This is a genomic window from Streptomyces europaeiscabiei (genome assembly GCF_036346855.1).
In the GTDB taxonomy this organism is placed as follows: domain Bacteria; phylum Actinomycetota; class Actinomycetes; order Streptomycetales; family Streptomycetaceae; genus Streptomyces; species Streptomyces europaeiscabiei.
Genome location: NZ_CP107841.1, coordinates 9,804,453 through 9,821,310, shown reverse-complemented (window position 1 = coordinate 9,821,310; position 16,858 = coordinate 9,804,453). Strand labels below are relative to the sequence as shown.

At 70.2% G+C, this 16,858-nt stretch carries 16 protein-coding genes; 8 read left to right on the top strand and 8 right to left on the bottom strand.

Annotation, left to right across the window (positions count from 1 at the left end; translation table 11 throughout):
- Nucleotides 1-43: 43 nt before the first annotated feature.
- The 3 genes from OG858_RS42655 to OG858_RS42645 form a co-directional block, all read right to left on the bottom strand.
- The gene (locus tag OG858_RS42655; protein WP_328543886.1) at nt 44-2,434 is read right to left on the bottom strand and encodes a SpoIIE family protein phosphatase; all 2,391 of its coding nucleotides are present in this window, start codon (nt 2,432-2,434) and stop codon (nt 44-46) included.
- An 80-nt stretch (nt 2,435-2,514) separates the two neighbouring features.
- Entirely contained in the window at nt 2,515-3,348 is an 834-nt protein-coding gene (locus tag OG858_RS42650) for a peptidoglycan-binding domain-containing protein (RefSeq protein WP_328543887.1), read from the bottom strand.
- Between the two features lie 76 nt (nt 3,349-3,424).
- Nucleotides 3,425-4,675 (bottom strand): sensor histidine kinase, encoded by a 1,251-nt coding sequence (locus OG858_RS42645; protein WP_328543888.1) that lies wholly within the window; start codon nt 4,673-4,675, stop codon nt 3,425-3,427.
- A gap of 219 nt (nt 4,676-4,894) precedes the next feature.
- On the opposite strand from OG858_RS42645, the gene OG858_RS42640 reads away from it, so the two are divergent.
- Nucleotides 4,895-5,578, top strand: coding sequence for a response regulator transcription factor (locus tag OG858_RS42640; protein ID WP_319065360.1), 684 nt, complete (start codon nt 4,895-4,897; stop codon nt 5,576-5,578).
- Between the two features lie 49 nt (nt 5,579-5,627).
- Here OG858_RS42640 and OG858_RS42635 read toward each other — a convergent pair whose 3' ends face one another.
- Nucleotides 5,628-6,017, bottom strand: a complete 390-nt coding sequence (locus tag OG858_RS42635) for a PPOX class F420-dependent oxidoreductase (RefSeq protein WP_328543889.1) — start codon at nt 6,015-6,017, stop codon at nt 5,628-5,630.
- Between the two features lie 73 nt (nt 6,018-6,090).
- Entirely contained in the window at nt 6,091-6,726 is a 636-nt protein-coding gene (locus OG858_RS42630; RefSeq protein ID WP_086753517.1) for an HAD family acid phosphatase, read from the bottom strand.
- 274 nt (nt 6,727-7,000) lie between these two features.
- On the opposite strand from OG858_RS42630, the gene OG858_RS42625 reads away from it, so the two are divergent.
- The 3 genes from OG858_RS42625 (at nt 7,001) to OG858_RS42615 (ending at nt 9,839) form a co-directional block, all read left to right on the top strand.
- Nucleotides 7,001-7,840 (top strand): SAM-dependent methyltransferase, encoded by an 840-nt coding sequence (locus OG858_RS42625; RefSeq protein WP_086753519.1) that lies wholly within the window; start codon nt 7,001-7,003, stop codon nt 7,838-7,840.
- Entirely contained in the window at nt 7,837-8,361 is a 525-nt protein-coding gene (locus OG858_RS42620; protein ID WP_256961061.1) for a GNAT family N-acetyltransferase, read from the top strand. Before OG858_RS42625 ends, OG858_RS42620 begins: the two co-directional genes overlap by 4 nt.
- Before the next feature lie 98 nt (nt 8,362-8,459).
- Nucleotides 8,460-9,839: a S1 family peptidase gene (locus OG858_RS42615; RefSeq protein ID WP_179201437.1), complete on the top strand. Its 1,380-nt coding sequence runs from the start codon at nt 8,460-8,462 to the stop codon at nt 9,837-9,839.
- 133 nt (nt 9,840-9,972) lie between these two features.
- Here OG858_RS42615 and OG858_RS42610 read toward each other — a convergent pair whose 3' ends face one another.
- Together OG858_RS42610 and OG858_RS42605 are read right to left on the bottom strand one after the other, a co-directional pair.
- The gene (locus tag OG858_RS42610) at nt 9,973-10,161 is read right to left on the bottom strand and encodes a hypothetical protein (protein ID WP_037698438.1); all 189 of its coding nucleotides are present in this window, start codon (nt 10,159-10,161) and stop codon (nt 9,973-9,975) included.
- 78 nt (nt 10,162-10,239) lie between these two features.
- The gene (locus tag OG858_RS42605) at nt 10,240-11,400 is read right to left on the bottom strand and encodes an ROK family transcriptional regulator (RefSeq protein WP_328543890.1); all 1,161 of its coding nucleotides are present in this window, start codon (nt 11,398-11,400) and stop codon (nt 10,240-10,242) included.
- 172 nt (nt 11,401-11,572) lie between these two features.
- Between OG858_RS42605 and OG858_RS42600 the strand changes: the two genes are divergently transcribed.
- The 4 genes from OG858_RS42600 to OG858_RS42585 are packed head-to-tail and all read left to right on the top strand — an operon-like array spanning nt 11,573 to nt 16,012.
- Nucleotides 11,573-12,472, top strand: a complete 900-nt coding sequence (locus tag OG858_RS42600) for a carbohydrate ABC transporter permease (RefSeq protein ID WP_319065364.1) — start codon at nt 11,573-11,575, stop codon at nt 12,470-12,472.
- A 17-nt stretch (nt 12,473-12,489) separates the two neighbouring features.
- Complete coding sequence (locus OG858_RS42595; protein WP_086748370.1) at nt 12,490-13,440, top strand: carbohydrate ABC transporter permease; 951 nt, start codon at nt 12,490-12,492, stop codon at nt 13,438-13,440.
- Between the two features lie 11 nt (nt 13,441-13,451).
- Nucleotides 13,452-14,795 (top strand): ABC transporter substrate-binding protein, encoded by a 1,344-nt coding sequence (locus OG858_RS42590; RefSeq protein WP_086748369.1) that lies wholly within the window; start codon nt 13,452-13,454, stop codon nt 14,793-14,795.
- Nucleotides 14,796-14,809: 14 nt separating this feature from the next.
- Nucleotides 14,810-16,012: a Gfo/Idh/MocA family protein gene (locus tag OG858_RS42585; protein WP_086748374.1), complete on the top strand. Its 1,203-nt coding sequence runs from the start codon at nt 14,810-14,812 to the stop codon at nt 16,010-16,012.
- Nucleotides 16,013-16,052: 40 nt separating this feature from the next.
- Here the strand turns inward: OG858_RS42585 and OG858_RS42580 are convergent, their stop codons facing one another.
- A complete protein-coding gene (locus tag OG858_RS42580; RefSeq protein WP_086748368.1) occupies nt 16,053-16,748 on the bottom strand; it encodes a L,D-transpeptidase family protein in 696 nt (231 codons plus the stop codon).
- Nucleotides 16,749-16,858 lie beyond the last annotated feature (110 nt).

Below are 16,858 nucleotides of genomic sequence, written 5' to 3'. Positions count from 1 at the left end.
GGTAAGGCTGTTGGGGGTGGCGCGAGCCGCCCCCAACAGCCGTTCACAGGCTCGGCGGCAGGGCCTGCTCGGCCCAGATGGTCTTGCCCGCGCCGCTCGGGCGGCTGCCCCACCGGTCGGTGAGCTGGGCGACGAGGAGCAGGCCGCGGCCCCCTTCGTCGAAGCTGCGGGCCCGGCGCAGATGGGGTGAGGTGCTGCTGGCGTCGGAGACCTCGCAGATGAGGGTGCGGTCGCGGATCAGACGCAGCTGGATGGGGGCGCCGCCGTAGCGGATGGCGTTGGTGACGAGTTCGCTGACCACGAGTTCGGTGACGAAGGCGGCCTCCTCCAGGCCCCAGCGGGTGAGCTGGTCGGTGGCGAGTTTGCGCGCGTTGGCGACCAACGCCGGGTCGTCGGAGAGGTTCCAGACGGCCACCTGTTCCGCGTCGAGGGCGCGGGTGCGGGCGAGCAGCAGGGCCACGTCGTCGGCCGGGGTCTCGGGCAGCAGCGCCTTCAGCGCGGCGTCGCAGGCGCTCTCCAGACTGGCCACCGACCCCCGCAGCGCCGCGCACAGGGCGGCGGTGCCCGTGTCGACGTCACGGTCGCGGGCCTCGACCAGACCGTCGGTGTAGAGGGCGAGGACCGATCCCTCGGGCAGCACCAGCTCCCTCGCCTCGAACGGGAGTCCGCCGACGCCGAGCATCGGTCCCGCCACCACCTCGACGACCTCCACACGGCCGTCGGGCAACACCACCACGGGCGGCACATGCCCGGCCGAGGCGATCGAGCAGCTGCCGTCGACCGGGTCGTACACCGCGTACAGGCAGGTCGCGCCGATCTCCCCGTCGCCCGTGCCGTCACCGGCCGCGAGATGCTCGACGAGGTCGTCCAGGTGGGTGAGCAGTTCGTCGGGCGGCAGGTCGACGTCGGCGAGCGCCCACACGGCGGTGCGCAGCCGGCCCATCGTGACGGAGGCGTGGATGCCGTGGCCGACGACGTCCCCGACGACCAGCGCCACCCGGGTGCCGGACAGCGGAATCACGTCGAACCAGTCGCCGCCCACCCCGGCCTGCGACAGCGCGGGCAGATAGCGGGAGGCGAACTCGACGGCCGCCTGTCCGGCGACCGTCTTCGGCAGCAGGCTGCGCTGGAGCGCCAGCGCGGTCGTGCGTTCCTTCGTGTAGCGGCGGGCGTTGTCGACGCAGACGGCCGCCCGGCTGGAGAGTTCCTCGGCGAGGGACATGTCGTCCTGGTCGAAGGCGTCGGGGTGCTCGGGCGTCAGGATGCGGACGAGGACGGCCACACCGAGGGTCGTGCCACGCGCGACCAGGGGTACGGCCATCAGGGACAGGTCGTGGTCCTCGGCCTCCTGGAGCTTGGCGGAGCGTGCCCCGTGCCGCGCGAACCAGGAGTCGAGGGAGGCGTCGCCGGTGCGGGTGAGCACGGGCTCGCCGGTGAGCAGGGCGAGGGCGGGCGGCGAGGTGGACGGGTAGACATCGGCGGAGCCCAGGCCGATCGCCGCCTCCGGGACACCCGGTGTACCGGAGTGGTGGGCGGCCCGGCGCAGCTGCACACCGCCCTCCACGGGGACCGACTCGGGTTCCTCGCCCTGCAGCACGGACTCCAGGAGGTCGACGCTGGCGAAGTCGGCGAGCCGGGGCACGACCAGTTCGGCGAGTTCGCGGGCGGTCTGGACGACGTCGAGCCTGGTGCCGATGGACCCGGCGGCCTCGTTCAGCAGGGCCAGGCGCTGGCGGGCCCAGAACTGCTCGCTGCTGTCGAACCCGGCGAGCGCGGTACCGATCAGCTCGCCGGAGCGGTCCCGCACGGGCCACATCTCGAAGCTCCAGGCATGCATGCGCCGACCGGACGGCGAGCGGGTCCAGCTCTCGTAGTGCACCGGCTGTCCGGTCTCCGCCACGATCTCCAGATGGCGCAGGAAGCCCCGGCTGTGCTCGGCGTCCTCCACGGTGTCGGGGAAGTACTGGTGCCGGAACTCCTCCTCGGGCTGGCCCATGACCTGGCACGCCCAGTCGTTCATCCGCAGGTAGCGCTGTTCGGTGTCGAAGATCGACATGGACATCGACGCCTGCTTGAAGGCCAGCTCGCCGAGGCCCCGCTCGCTCTGGTCGGGGGTCGCCTGGACGACGAACCGCCGCCCCTCGCCCGCCCCGCCCCGCAGCGGGCAGATCCGCAGCGCCACCTTCTGCCGCCGCCCGTCCCGGTAGCGCAGGTCCACGACCGTGTCGCCGTGCGTCAGCAGCATCCGCCACACCGCCGCAGCGTCCCCGTCGACGAGGTCCGCCGCCGGCCGCCCGGTCACGTCCCCGGCGGTGTACCCGGTGAGCCGCCGGGCTCCCGGACTCCACCCCGCGACGAGGCCGCGCGCGTCGACGACCGCCATCGCCTCACCGGCCGTGGCAGCCCGCGGCGCGCCGGACGCCTTCGTCACCATATGGCCAGGATGGTCCGTCCGAGGCGGGGCAACAACCCGGGTACGCCCGTGACGTATCGGGACGGGGCCCCGCCGTGCGACTAGAGCGGGGTGCGGGATTCGAGGTCCTGGCGGGTGTCGTTGCCGTAGACGCCCGTTTCGTCGCCCCGGATGCCGTACCAGAGCTGGAAGCGCGCCACCGCCTCCTTCAGTACGCCGTCGTACTGGCCCGAGGTGGAGCCGTTGTCGTACACGTTCGGGATACGGAGCAGCCGCTGCTGGAGTTCGGCGACCTGGGGGCCGCTGTCGCCCTCGCGGAGGGTGCCGGGGCCGTCGGGGTCGACGCCGGCGTTCCCGGCCGGGGCAGAGGTCACGGGTGCCGACGGGGTCGGTGTGGGCGTGACGGTGCGCGCCTCCTTCTCCGTGTCGCCGCCGGGCAGCAGGAGCGCCGCACCGAAGCCGAGCAGGGCCGCGGCGCCGATGCCGACGACCACCGCGGCGCGCTTCAGGCCGGATCCGCCGCCGGGCGCCTGCCGCCTCCGCCGCTGCCGCCGCTCACCGCGCGTGACCGTGTCCGAGCCGAAGTCCTCGCCGACCATGACCGGGGGCAGTTCCTCGGTCTCGTACTCCGTCCGGGGCAGGATCCGCTCGGGAGCGGGCTTCGCCTCCGGTGCGGGCGCCGGTGCGGGCGCCGGTGCCGGAGGCGGTGTCGGTACCGGTGTCGGAGGCGGTGTCGGTACCGGTGTCGGAGGCGGTACCGGTGTCGGTGGTACGGCGACGGTCTCGTACTCGTCGTCCGGGGCGGTCGTCCCCTTGAACTGCTCGAACTCACGCAGCAGCTCGGCCAGGGCCTCGGTCCTGCGTCGGCGCATGACATAGGTCGGCTCGATCGTGGGTCGCTTCGCCGTCCGGCCCGGTTCGGGCGGTTTCGACACGCTGTTCTCCTTCCGTGCACGCGGTCTCCCGCCATCCCCGAGAGGAGATACGGGAAGCCGGGCCGGGAGGTTCAGCTCACCCGGCGCTCACGGACCCGGCCGGGAGCACGGCGACGACCTCCCAGCCGGGTCCGTCCTCGCGCGGCCGGGCCTCGATCCGGCCGCCGAGCGCGGTGACCCGTTCGGTGAGACCGACGAGGCCGAAGCCGCCGCCCCGGGCCGCCTCCGGCAGCCGGGCGCCGCCGCGTCCGTCGTCGCGCACCGAGACCTCCAGGTCACCGAGGGCGTGACGGAGGGTGACGGTGACCTCGGTGGCGTCGGCGGCGTGCCGTCGGACGTTCGTCAGGGCCTCCTGCACCACGCGGAAGGCGGCGGCCTGCACCTCGTGCGGCAGGTCGTCGGGGACGGCGGGGTCGCGGTCCAGCAGGGCCGCGCGTCCGTCGACACCGCCGACGCCGTCGAAGCCGCGCACCAGTTCGTCGATGCCGGCCAGGTCCCCGACCGGGCGCCGGTCGGCGGTGCCGCTCTCGTCCTCGTGGTCACGCAGGACACCGACCGTGCGGCGCATCGAGGCCAGTGCCTCGGTCGCGGCCCGCTGGATGCCCGCGAGGACGGGATCGAGACGCTCGGGTTCGGTGTCGGCCATCATCCGTGCGACCTGTGTCTGCACCAGGATCCCGGTGACGTGGTGGGCGACGAAGTCGTGCAGGTCGGCGGCCATGGCGAGGCGTTCCGCCCGGCGGGTCTCGGTGACGACCTGGATCCGGCGGTGGTCCAGGGTGCGGAGATAGGCGGCGATGGCGGCTGTGACCCCGCCGCACAGCAACAGCAGCGCGGTCACACCGAGGATGCCGTCGTCCGGTTCGACGACGTAGTACGGCAGCGGCAGCGCGAGCAGCACGAGACCGTCCAGGAGTCCGCAGGCCAGCGCCCAGCCGGGCGGGCAGGTGCGGACGGCGACGACCAGCAGGCACAGCAGCACGATCGCCTGGCCCGGGCCGAAGCCGCCCTTCTCCTGGGCCACGAGCAGGGTCACCACGTTCGCGGCGGCGGCGAGGGCCGGGACGCCGGTCCGTACCTGCGGGGTGAGCCGGGCGGGCCGGCGGCGCTCGGGCCACAGCAGCGCCGTGAGGCCGATCACCAGGGCGAGCAGATGCAGCCAGAGATAGGCGGTGTCCTCCTCCGTCCCCAGGATGAGGAAGTCGGACACGCAGGCCAGGAACAGGACCACGATGCCGCCTACGCGTACGCAGCCCGGCCCGGCGGGGCGCACCGGACGGCCGGTGCGTCCGCCCACGGGTTCCTTGGTGTCGAGCACGAGGTTCACCCGGATCACAGTAGGCACCCCCGGTGGCCCCCGTATCGGCCGTACGGCTGAGGGAGCGCGTCCGACGGGCGGTGAAGCCGGCCGTTCGGCCGAGGCGGGCGCCCCCGCCGCCGGGAGAGGTTGGCCCCCTCCCTCTCCCAGCTCTCCCCGCCCCTCGCCTCACTCCACCGCCCCTCCCGGGTTCCCCTTCTCCCCTCCCCCCTCAGGCATGATGCGCCCATGAACGACCGCAGCCCGATCCGGGTTCTGATCGCCGACGACCAGGACATGGTCCGCACCGGCTTCCGTTTCTTCCTCGACGCGCAGCCAGACATCACCGTGGTCGCCGAGGCCGCCGACGGCGAGACGGCCGTGCGGCTGGCCCGCGAGGTGCGGCCCGATGTGTGTCTGCTGGACATCCGTATGCCGAGGCTGGACGGCCTGGAGGCGACCCGGCTGCTGGCCGGTCCGGGTGTGGCCGATCCGCTGCGGGTGGTCGTGGTGACCACGTTCGACCTCGACGAGTACGTCTACGGGGCGTTGCGCGGCGGCGCCTGCGGCTTCCTGCTCAAGGACTCCGGGCCGGCCCTGCTGGCGGAGGCCGTACGGGCTGCGGCGGTGGGCGACTCGCTGGTGTCGCCGTCGGTGACGGTCCGGCTCCTCAAGCACCTCACGGCCCAGAAGGAGGCCGCCCCCGGATCCGAAGCCCCGCGTCCTCAGGAGCCGTTGACCGACCGGGAACTCGACGTCGTACGTCTGGTCGCGCTGGGCCACACCAACGCCGAGATCGCCGCCTCGATGTTCGTCTCGCTCTCCACGGTCAAGACCCACCTCGGCAGCGTCCAGCTCAAGCTCGCCGCCCGGAACCGGGTGGAGATCGCGGCATGGGCGTGGCGGACGGGGCACGCGGGCGACCGTTCGTGACGAGCCGCCCGAGGAGCCTCGGCGAGGCTCAAGGAAGCCTCGCGGAAGCCTACTTCGTCAGCGTGACACGGATACCGATCGTGCCGTCGGCGCCCCGGCGGAGTCGGCTGCCGAGGAGGGTGAGGCGTCCGAGGACGCCGTACTTTCGGGCGATGAGCCTGCGGTAGGCGGCGGAGTCGGCCGCGTCGAGGATCTCGGCGCGGGCGGGGACGGAGTCGCCGGTGGGGTTGCCGCGCACATCGCAGGGGCCGACGAGGACGTCGGCGCGGTTCCGGATGCGCTTGACCTTCCAGGAGTCCGCGACCGTCCAGATGCCGAGCGCGTCCCCGTCCCGCACCACCCACACCGGCGTCGGCACGGCCGTGCCGTTCTTGCGGTAGGTGGTGATCAGGAGGTAGCTGCCCGCGCCGAGCGCGTCGAGCGAGATGTCGTCGGCCATGGCGGGAGTCTAGGTGTACGGCCGCCCGCGGGAACCGGCGGCCGTACACCCAGGAACGAACGGTGGAGCGGCGTCAGTCGAGCAGCCCGTCGTAGTCGGGCAGCTTGTACGTCCGCTCGGCGTGGCCGCCGACGAGGTCCGTGGTGTTGTTGCCGACGTTGGCGATGATCTTGTAGCCGTCGGACTCGATGTCCGCGCGCGAGGCGGTCTTGTAGGCGGAGACCTCGGCGAACAGGTCGGGCAGGTCACGTACGTAGAGGCCGTCGACGGGGTAACCGACGGTCTTCAGGTTCCACTTGGTGACGCTCTCGATGATGCCCGGCCGGGCGGTGACGAAGAAGACGGCGACCCCCCGGGACTTGGCGTACTTGGCCAGCTCCAGGGAGGGCTTCAGCGCCGGGGTCGGCAGCTGGTACCAGGGCGTGTAGTGCGTCTCCAGCGTGGTGTTGTCGATGTCGAAGACGACCGCGAGCTTCTGCCCCGAGGAGTTCGCGGTGCGCTGCTGTATGTAGGGAGTGGCCGTGTCGACGACGGCCTTCACATCCTTCTGCCAGGTCGCGTAGTCCACCTCGGCGGCTGCCGCCGCGCCGACCGCGGCCTCGACAGGCGCCGCGGCGGCCGGAACGGCCGCGGTCACCGAAGCACCCAGACCCAGTACGGCCACCGCGGCGACCGTCGTCATGCGGCGTCCCACACCGCTTGCTGTCATGTTCGTCCCCTTTTTCTCATGTCAAAGCGGCGAGGTCGATGGAACCTTCGCCGCACTCGTCATGGTCATGCCCACTGGTGGCCGGGAGACTACCTAAGAGTTACTGATTAGTAGAGGGGTCTCGACGATCGCTGTTCAGCCGGGCGCCGACCGGGGCGCGGCAGCAGGTACCGCGGTGAAGATCGCCGAAGTATCGGCAAAGGCCAACCGACGGGTCTACATTGCCGGTTGGATGAAGCACGCACCTTCAACAGAAGATCCAGGAGTTGACGCCGTGACGGACAACCCGGCCCCCTCGGACTTCCCCTCCTCGTCGCTGAACCGCCGCATCGTCACCACGCGACCGGTCGCGGCACGGATCTGGAACTACTGGCTCGGCGGCGGGGACTACTACGAGGTCGACCGGAAGGCCGGGGACGAGATACGCCGGCTGCATCCGAGCATCGAGGACTACGCCCGCGCGGACCGGCAGTTCCTGGGGCGGGCCGTGCGTCATCTGGCCGCCGACGTGGGCATCCGGCAGTTCCTGGACATCGGCGCCGGACTGCCGACCGCGGAGAACACCCACGAGGTCGCCCAGCACATCGCCCCGGACGCCCGGATCGTCTACGTCGACAACGACCCGCTGGTCCTGGTGCACGCCCGCGCCCTGCTGACGAGTTCACCCGAGGGCCGTACGGACCACGTCGACGAGGACCTGCGCAACGTCGACTCGATCCTCGAACACGCGGCGAGAACCCTGGACCTGACCCGGCCGGTCGCGCTGATGCTGCTCGACGTGCTGGCTTTCATCCACGATGACGAGAACCCGTACGGCATCGTGCGCCATCTGATGGACGCCCTGCCCAGCGGCAGCCATCTGGTGCTGTCGCACACCATCACCAGCCCGGAGTGGCCCGACGTGGACATCGCGGCCGCCTGGTGGAACGAGCACGGCATCCCACGGCTGACCCAGCGCACACCGGAGGTGATCGCCGGCTTCTTCGACGGGCTCGACCTCCTCGAACCGGGCGTGGTCTCGTGCACACGCTGGCGGCCGGAGATCAGCGGCGATCCCGCCTCCGGGGAACCGGCGGAAGTGGCCATGTACTGCGGAGTGGGAGGCAAGCGTTGACGGCGACCGAGTGGGTCCGGCTCCAGCTGGACGTCACCGACTTCGACCTGGCACGTTTCCAGCCGTACGTCGACAAGTGCCGCACCTCCGGTATCCGGCTGACGACGCTCTCCGAACTCGGCGACACCCCGGAGCATCGCCGGGCGTTGTACGAACTCAACAAGGAGTGCTCGGCGGACATCCCGGGGCGCGGTGCCTTCTTCGAGTACGACGAGTACCACCGGCTCCGCTTCGAGGTGCCCGCCTACGATCCGCGCGGTGTCGTGCTGGCCCTCGACGGCGACCGGTGGGTCGGCATGGCGGCCACCTCCGACCGGCGGGGGTCCGGGTTCGTGTTCAACGAGATGACCGGGGTTCGGGTCCGACACCGGGGCCGGGGCATCTCGGTGGCCATGAAGACCTTCGGCATCGGGTTCGCCGGAATGTGCGGGGTGAGCATCGTCCGAACGATGCATCATCCGGCCAACGCGCGCGCGATCGCCATGAACCGGACGTTGGGATACGTCGACGCGGACTGGTGAACATGTGCCGACCGCCGCACGTATGAAAGGAGGGCGCTCAAGGACCGGACGCCCTGGCGGTGTTGACACCGTGTCGGACGGGGTTCGGGAGCCAGGCAATGAGGCACGCACGACGACGAGTCGTGAAGCGGGTGGCGCGGCTGACGGCCGCCGGGGGACTGATCTGCGGAACCCTGATGGTCACGCAGGCGGCGATGGCGACCGAACCCACCACCTCCCCGCCCGCGACCCGCAGTGCGGTGTTCGCCGCGTCCGGCACCGGGAACGGTCTGGTGAACGAGCTGGGTGCCGAGCGTACGGCGGGCACCTGGATCGCCGAGGACGGCGAGCCGGTCGTCGCGGTCACCGACGAGAAGGCGGCCGCCGAGGTCGAGCAGGCGGGTGCGCGCCCCAAAATGGTCGAGTACAGCGGCGACGACCTGAAGTCGGCCACGGAGGCCCTGCGTACGGCGCCCCGGGTGTCGGGCACCTCCTGGGCCGTCGACCCCGCTTCCAACGAGGTCGTCGTGCGGGCCGACAGCACGGTCTCCAAGAAGGACTGGGCGAGCCTGACCGACCTCGCCGAGGAGATCGGCGGGTCCGTGCGGATGGAGCGCACCGAGGGCACGTACACGATGCGACTCAACGGCGCCCAGCCCATCTTCGGCACGGGGGGCCGCTGTTCGATCGGCTTCAACGTGACCGACGGCGAGAACGACTTCATGCTCACCGCCGGGCACTGCGGTCCCGCCGGTTCCGTCTGGTTCGCGGACAACCAGGGGCAACAGGAGATCGGCCGGACGACCGAGTCGAACTTCCCCGGCGGTGACTTCTCGCTCGTGCAGTACCTCCAGGACGCGCCGAGCAACAAGACCAACGTCGTCTCGGTCGGCGACGGCCGCGGCGTGCGCATCACCTCGGTCGGCGAGGCGGCGGTCGGCCAGCGGGTGTTCCGCAGCGGCAGCACCAGCGGCTTCCGCAACGGCGAGGTGACCGGCCTGGACGCCACGGTCAACTACCCCGAGGGCACGGTCAGCGGTCTCATCGAGACCACGGTCTGCGCCGAGCCGGGCGACAGCGGCGGCCCGATGTTCTCGGAGGGGGTGGCCCTGGGGGTGACCTCGGGCGGCAACGGCGACTGCGAGGAAGGCGGTACGACGTTCTTCCAGCCGCTGTCCGACGCCCTCGACGACCTCGGCGTCCAGCTGACCGGCCTGCCCCAGTCCGCCGCCCAGCCGACCGCCGCGGCCGACGGCTCCTCGGACGACGACTCCCAGGGCGCCGCGGCTCCCGGAGGAGCCGAACCGGGCTCGGTGGAGCCCGTCGAGTCCATCGGCGCCGCCTCCGACCTCCTCGACCGCCTCGCCGACCCCCGCAACGTCGGGCCGGGTCTTCTGGTCGTCGCCGGCAGCATGGTCGCCCTGGCAGCCACCCGCTTCATCCGCACGGAACAGGACAGGCAGGCATACCGCCGCCAGTACTCACGGAGTTGGGGCTGAGAAGCCACGACGGGGCGCGCCCGGCGGGCGCGCCCCCAAGGGCGCGAGGGGGAACGGCGCGACAAGCCACGACGACGTCGCGGCGGGCCGTCCACCGACCCGGCGGACGAAAGCAGAACAAACCCGTACGGGTTCAGTTGGCGGAGCGCGCCGCCCATTCCAGGACAAGCCGCTCGTACTCGCTCCGCTGCTCCCTGTTCAACGTCCCACCGCTCCGGAACCAGAGCGCCCGGATCTCCTCGTTGACCTCGGCGGCCGTTCGCGCCGGTACTTCCGATCTTTCCAGGACGACATCAGGGGGAGTGGACATGGTGTAAACCATATGTCCTCGAACGTGAAGCCGATGTGAGTAAAGGTGCCACTTCCGACATTACGGACCGTGAAGCTGATCACTCTGCGTTTACGGCTCCACGGTCCCGAGCACGAGCACCTGAATGGCCAGCACGGCCGCCCCCCGCGCCCAGTCATGGAAGTCGGACACCTTCGTCTCCAGCGGGACGGGCGCGGCCAGCGGATGCCGATGAGCCCGGACGGCCTTGTCCACGGCCTCCCCCGCCACCTCCATCAGACCCACCCCCTCCCCCGCGAGCAGGACCTTCTGCGGCATGACGAAGTTGGCGATCTGGGCCACCAGCGTCCCCAGGGCCCGCCCCGCCTCCCCGACGACCCGCACACACATCGGCTCACCGTCGGCCGCACCGGCCAGGACCTCCTCGTACGTCACCTCGCGCCCGGTCGCCGCCTGCACCTGGTACCGGATGCCGGGGATGCTCAGCAGTGAGACGGCGCTGCCGCGCTCCCCGTCGGGGGTGAGCGGGCCGGCGGGGTCCACGATCCAGTGGCGGCCGAACCCGCGGTCCTCCTCGGCGTACGCCACCCGCTTGCCGCCCAGCACGAGCCCGTAGCCGATACCCGCGCCGATGGTGAGGACGACGAACCGGTCGAGGCCGCGCCCCGCGCCGAACCAGGTCTCGGCCTCCACGAGCGCGGCGACGTCGTTCTCGACGACCACCGGCAACCCGGTGCGCTCCTCGACGAGTTCGGCCAGCGGCACATCGCGCCACGACAGGAAGGGCGACTCCCCGACCACCGCCCGGCGCCGGACGTACCCGCCGACCCCGATGCCGATACCGGCGAGCGAGGGGTGGGCGCGGGCGAGTTCGGCGGTCATCCCGGCGAGCAGATCCGCGACCCGCTCCGGCTCATGGGTGGTGAGCGGGCGGTCGTAGCGGGTGACGATCTCGCTCCGGAGCGTGGTGACCACGCCGTACACCATGTCGTCGGTGACCTTGAAGCCGACGAAGGAACGGGACTCGGCGACGATGTCCAGCGGCTGCGAGGGGCGCCCCTGACGGACCTCGGGAAGCGCGGCGCCCTCGGACGTCTCGACCAGCAGGCCCGATTCGATCAGCGGTTTGGTCAGCCGGGTGAGGCTGCCCGCGGACAGGCCTAGCCGGCCGGCGAGTTCCGTGCGGGAGAGCGGGCCGTGCACGAGCACCTCGATCGCCACCGCGCGTTCCCCGGGACTGAGCGGCAGCCAGCTGGCAGCGAGTGCGGTCATGAGGGTCAGACTCCCACACCATGTTTCTTCCGTCATGGAAACAACAAGCCCACCCTACGCCCGTGAACCCCCTCCCAAAAGATGTTCGCGCAGCCTCTTGACGTCACAATTCTTTCGCGACAAAAGTAAGTGGTCCGAGTCTGAGGCAGCGCCGCCGATGAGGGAGCACCCGATGACCATCGCCTCCACCAGTCCACCGATCCGTCGGCGAGGCGACGGCGTCCTGGCCGCCGTCTTCATCACCCCGGCGATGCTCGGTTTCCTGGTGTTCCTGCTCTGGCCGACGCTGCGGGGCATCTATCTGAGTTTCACCCGCTTCAACCTGCTCACCCCGGCAGAGTGGGTGGGCCTCGACAACTACGTCCGGATGGTCAACGACCCCATCTTCTGGAAATCGTTGGCGGTCACGGTCGAGTACGTGGTCCTCAACATCGGTGTGCAGACGGTCGCCGCGCTCGCCGTCGCCGTACTCCTCCAGCGGCTGACCCAGTCGGCCCTGCTGCGCGGCATCGTGCTCACGCCGTATCTGATGTCGAACGTGGTCGCCGGCCTGGTCTGGCTGTGGATCCTCGACACCCAGCTCGGCATCGGCAACGAGATCATCGGCGCTCTCGGCGCGGACCGCGTCCCGTTCCTCGCCGACGAGACCTGGGCCATCCCCACCATCGCCCTGATCAACGTGTGGCGGCACGTCGGCTACACCGCGCTGCTCCTCTTCGCCGGGCTCCAGGCGATCCCGAACGACGTGTACGAGGCGGCCAGGGTGGACGGCGCGAGCGAGTGGCGGATGTTCTGGCGGGTCACCATGCCGCTGCTGCGTCCGGTGCTGGCGGTGGTGATGATCATGACGGTGATCGGTTCGTTCCAGGTGTTCGACACCGTCGCGGTGACCACGGCGGGCGGACCCGCGAACGCGACGAACGTGCTCCAGTTCTACATCTACGGCTCCGCCTTCGGCCGCTTCCAGTTCGGCTACGCCTCGGCGATGTCGGTCGCCCTGCTGGTCGTCCTCAGCGCGATCACCGTCCTGCAGTACCGGCTCACCAGGGCCGGCCGAAGCGACCTCGGCTGACGGAAGGAGACACCGACATGGCTGCCGTGACGACGACCTCGACACCACCGGCTTCGACACCGACCCCTGCTCCGGCTGTTCGGCCGGCGAGGCGCGGGTTCTCCTTCGGGCGGGCCGCCGCCTGGACCGCGATGGGCCTGATCGTGCTCGTCACCCTGCTGCCGTTCTACTGGATCCTGCGCACCGCGCTCTCCACCAACGCCGGGCTCAACGCGGACCCCGCCAACCCGCTGCCCGTCGATCTCACCGGCAGCGGCTTCGAGCGGGCGCTCGGTCTGCAGTCGGCCGAGGAGGCGATCGCGCAGGGCGGGGCGGGCGGCGGGCTCGACTTCTGGCGGTATCTGCTCAACTCGGTGATCGTGTCGACGCTGATCACCGGCTGCCAGATCTTCTTCTCCGCGATGGCCGCGTACGCCTTCGCGCGGCTGCGCTGGCGCGGGCGGGACCAGGTGTTCGGGCTGTTCCTGGCCGGGCTGATGGTGCCGACCCTCTTCACCCTGCTGCCGAACTTCGTGCTCATCAAGCAGCTCCACCTGGTGGACTCTCTGCTCGGCATCGCGCTGCCCAGCCTCTTCATGACACCGTTCGCGGTCTTCTTCCTGCGGCAGTTCTTCATGAACATCCCCCACGAGGTCGAGGAGGCGGCACTGCTGGACGGGGCCGGGAAGGTCAGGATCTTCTTCCGGGTGGTCCTGCCGATGGCGTCCACCCCGATCCTCACCCTGGCCGTGCTGACGTACATCACCTCCTGGAACGACTACTTCTGGCCGCTCATGGTCAGTTACAGCGACGGCTCCCGGGTACTGACGGTGGCGCTGGCGATCTTCCGGGCACAGACCCCGGCGACCGGCGTGGACTGGTCGGGGCTCATGGCGGCGACGCTGATCGCCGCGCTGCCGATGCTGGTGCTCTTCGCCGCGTCCGCCCGCCGCATCGTCAGCTCCATCGGCTTCACCGGGATCAAGTGAGGGAACTGAAGATGCGACTTCGTACGCTGACCGCATGGGCCGGAGCGCTGACGCTGTCCCTGGTGACCGGCTGCGCGCAGGGCGACGGCACCGGGGCCTCCTCGGACACGGTGACGTACTGGCTGTGGGACGCCAACCAGTTGCCCGCCTACCAGGCCTGCGCGAAGGGGTTCGAGCAGGAGAACCCCGGACTGGACGTGAGGATCACCCAGTTGGGGTGGAGCGACTACTGGACCAAGCTCACCGCCGGGTTCATCGCGGGCACCCAGCCGGACGTGTTCACCGACCACATCCAGAAGTTCGGCCAGTTCGCCGATCTCCAGGTCCTCGAACCGCTCGACGACCTGGGCATCGAGGATTCCGACTACCAGCCGGGTCTCGCCGCCAACTGGATCGGCCAGGACGGCCACCGCTACGGGACCCCGAAGGACTGGGACACCGTCGCGCTCTTCTACAACAAGGAGATGGTGAAGGACGCGGGCCTCACCGCCGACGAGCTGAACGGTCTCTCCTGGAACCCGCAGGACGGCGGCACCTTCGAGAAGGCCGTCGCGCACCTCACCGTCGACGGCGCGGGCAGGCGGGGCGACGAGCCCGGCTTCGACAAGGACGACGTCAAGGTGTACGGCCTGGCGAGCAACGGCGGGGGCTATGCCGACGGGCAGACCCAGTGGAGCCCCTTCACCGGGTCGGCGGGGTGGAGCTACACGGACAAGGCACGCTGGGGCACCGAGTACCAGTACGACAGCGAGACCTTCCAGTCCGTGATCAAGTGGTACTTCGGCCTGGCGGAGAAGGGCTACATGGTTCCCTTCGCCGACTACAACGTCCAGTCCAACCAGGCCAACACCCAGATCGCCGCGGGCAGGGCCGCCGTCACCTTCGACGGCGCCTGGATGATCTCCACCTACGACGGCTTCAAGGGCCTGGACATCGGCGCGGCCGTCACCCCGGCCGGCCCGAGCCGCAAGCGCGCCACCATGATGAACGGTCTCGCCGACTCCATCACCAAGGCCTCGGCGAACAAGGCGGGCGCCCGCAAGTGGGTGGCGTATCTGGCCTCCGACGCCTGCCAGAGGGTCGTGGGCGAGTACGGCGTCGTCTTCCCCGCCACCCCGGCCGGCACCGAGGCCGCGGTCGCCGCGTACGAGAAGAAGGGCCTCGACGTGTCGGCCTTCACCGAACCGGTGGCCGACAAGAAGGACTTCAGGACCTTCTCCTACCCGATCACCACCTACGCGGCCGATGTCACCGCGCTCATGCAGCCCGCGATGGAGGACATCTACGGCAACGGCGCGCCGGTGAGCGGCCTCGACGAGACCAACGACCAGATCAACCTGATTCTCGACCAGTGAAGGACATGTGTTACATGACGTTCTCCCTCGGCATCGTCGGCGCCGGCCAGTTCTCCGGTCAGTTCGCCACGTTGTTCCAGGCCCACCCCGGCGTCGGCGACGTCTACGTCACGGATCTGCTGCCCGCGCGGGCCGAAGAACTCGTGGCCGCCCAGGGGCTGGCCGGCACCTTCCCCTCGTACGAGGCCATGCTGGAGTCCAAGGCGGTCGACGCCGTCGCGATCTTCACCCAGCGCTGGACGCACGGACCACTGGTGCTCCAGGGACTGAACGCCGGCAAGCACGTCTACTCGGCGGTCCCCATGGCCGTCACCGCCGACGAGATCGCGGCGATCATCGACGCGGTCAGGGCGACCGGGCTGACGTACATGATGGGTGAGACGAGTCAGTACAACCCGGCGACCGTGCACGCCCGCAACCAGATCGCGGAAGGCGCCTTCGGGCGGATCTTCTACGCCGAGGGCGACTACGTCCACGACATGGACCTGGGGTTCTACGAGGCCTACCGGTACAGCGGCGGCGAGGACTGGAGGCGGACCGCCAGCTATCCCCCGCTGCTGTACCCGACGCACTCGGTGGGCGGGGTGCTGGGTGCCTGGCAGACGCACGCGGTGAGCGTGTCGGCGATCGGCGTCGTGGACGGGCGCGGGGACGGGGTGTTCGACAAGGAGGTGAGCCAGTTCGGCAACGACTTCTCCAACGCGACCGCGCTGTTCGAGGTGGCGGGCGGTGGTTCGTTCCGTACGAACGAGTTCCGGCGGGTCGGCTACCCCTCGCAGATCCGGGAGTCGCGATTCCGGTTCTTCGGCACGGACGCCAGCATGGAACAGCTCGCCACGGTGGCGTTCTGGCAGGACAAGAAAGGGGTGACGGACATCAGCGAGCTGCTTGAGCCCAAGCCCACCCTGTCCTCCGACGACCCCTCCCTCCAGCACATCGCGCCGGATCTGCGGGCCGCCTTCACCTCCGGGTCGGCGCCGGTGCACGACCGGGCGCGGCTGCCGCGGGAGTTCGACGAGCTGCACAACGGGCACGAGGGCAGCCACCACTTCCTGGTGGACGACTTCGTGACCGCCGTCAACACCCGGACACTGCCGTCGGTGAACGCCTGGGTGGCGGCCCGCTACACCCTGCCGGGCATCGTCGCGCACGAGTCCGCGCGGCAGGGCGGGGTCAGGCTGGAGATCCCGGACTTCGGGGACGCCCCCGAGGCGTGACGTTTCACCGTCGTCGCCGGGCCGGGCTCCTGGTTGCCTGTCAGGTGCCCGGCTTGCGGCCGTACACGTAGACGTCGTCGCCGTTCTTCAGCAGCGACCAGTACTTCTTGGCATCGGTCTTGGTCATGTTGGTGCAGCCGTGGGACCCGGGCGGGTTCCACATGCTGACGCCGACGGAGTGGAAGGCCTGGCCGCCGTCGAAGAACTGGGCGTAGGGCATGGGCACGTGGTAGATCGACGAGACGTGGTCGATGTTCCGCCAGTAGATCTTCTTCAGGCCGGTGCGGGTCTCGTACCCGTCGCGGCCGGTGCGCACCGGCACGGGCCCGTAGACGAGCTTGTTGCCGTCCTGGATCCAGCTCAGCTGGAGGGTCAGGTTCACGCAGGCGATACGGCCTTTGTTCGTCGGGCACTTGCCCGCCGCGTTGGGGTTCTTGCCCACGGCCTTCTGCTTGTTCATCAGGTCCATCACACCCCAGGTGACGGAACCCGCGTACCCGATGTTCGGCGTGATGCCGTGCTTGGTCTGGAATGCCTGGATCGCCTTGCAGTCGGCGGTGGACTGCCTCCCGTCGGCCGTCCGGCCGAGGAACTTCTCCACCTGCTTCTGGTACGGCCCGGTCGACGTCGTACAACTCGCCGCCTGCGCGGGCGCGGTGCCCAACGCGAGCGTGAGCGGTGTCAGCAGTCCGGTGATGGTGAGTGCGACTGCGCCTCTTCTGCCTATGTCCCCCATGGCGGGCCTTTCCCCTTCGCGCGTTTTCTGCCTCTGCCTGCCTAGACAGATGGCCGGGGGCTACGGTTGTGGGCAGGGCCACGTCGAGACGAAACAGTTACACAGCCGGG

What these genes read in the sequence shown, in the direction of transcription:
- OG858_RS42655 (WP_328543886.1), bottom strand. Translation starts at nt 2,434, where the DNA reads ATGGTGACGAAGGCGTCCGGCGCGCCGCGGGCTGCCACGGCCGGTGAG.
- OG858_RS42640 (WP_319065360.1), top strand. Translation starts at nt 4,895, where the DNA reads ATGAACGACCGCAGCCCGATCCGGGTTCTGATCGCCGACGACCAGGAC.
- OG858_RS42635 (WP_328543889.1), bottom strand. Translation starts at nt 6,017, where the DNA reads ATGGCCGACGACATCTCGCTCGACGCGCTCGGCGCGGGCAGCTACCTC.
- OG858_RS42630 (WP_086753517.1), bottom strand. Translation starts at nt 6,726, where the DNA reads ATGACAGCAAGCGGTGTGGGACGCCGCATGACGACGGTCGCCGCGGTG.
- OG858_RS42615 (WP_179201437.1), top strand. Translation starts at nt 8,460, where the DNA reads ATGAGGCACGCACGACGACGAGTCGTGAAGCGGGTGGCGCGGCTGACG.
- OG858_RS42610 (WP_037698438.1), bottom strand. Translation starts at nt 10,161, where the DNA reads ATGGTTTACACCATGTCCACTCCCCCTGATGTCGTCCTGGAAAGATCG.
- OG858_RS42605 (WP_328543890.1), bottom strand. Translation starts at nt 11,400, where the DNA reads ATGACCGCACTCGCTGCCAGCTGGCTGCCGCTCAGTCCCGGGGAACGC.
- OG858_RS42600 (WP_319065364.1), top strand. Translation starts at nt 11,573, where the DNA reads ATGACCATCGCCTCCACCAGTCCACCGATCCGTCGGCGAGGCGACGGC.
- OG858_RS42595 (WP_086748370.1), top strand. Translation starts at nt 12,490, where the DNA reads ATGGCTGCCGTGACGACGACCTCGACACCACCGGCTTCGACACCGACC.
- OG858_RS42590 (WP_086748369.1), top strand. Translation starts at nt 13,452, where the DNA reads ATGCGACTTCGTACGCTGACCGCATGGGCCGGAGCGCTGACGCTGTCC.
- OG858_RS42585 (WP_086748374.1), top strand. Translation starts at nt 14,810, where the DNA reads ATGACGTTCTCCCTCGGCATCGTCGGCGCCGGCCAGTTCTCCGGTCAG.
- OG858_RS42580 (WP_086748368.1), bottom strand. Translation starts at nt 16,748, where the DNA reads ATGGGGGACATAGGCAGAAGAGGCGCAGTCGCACTCACCATCACCGGA.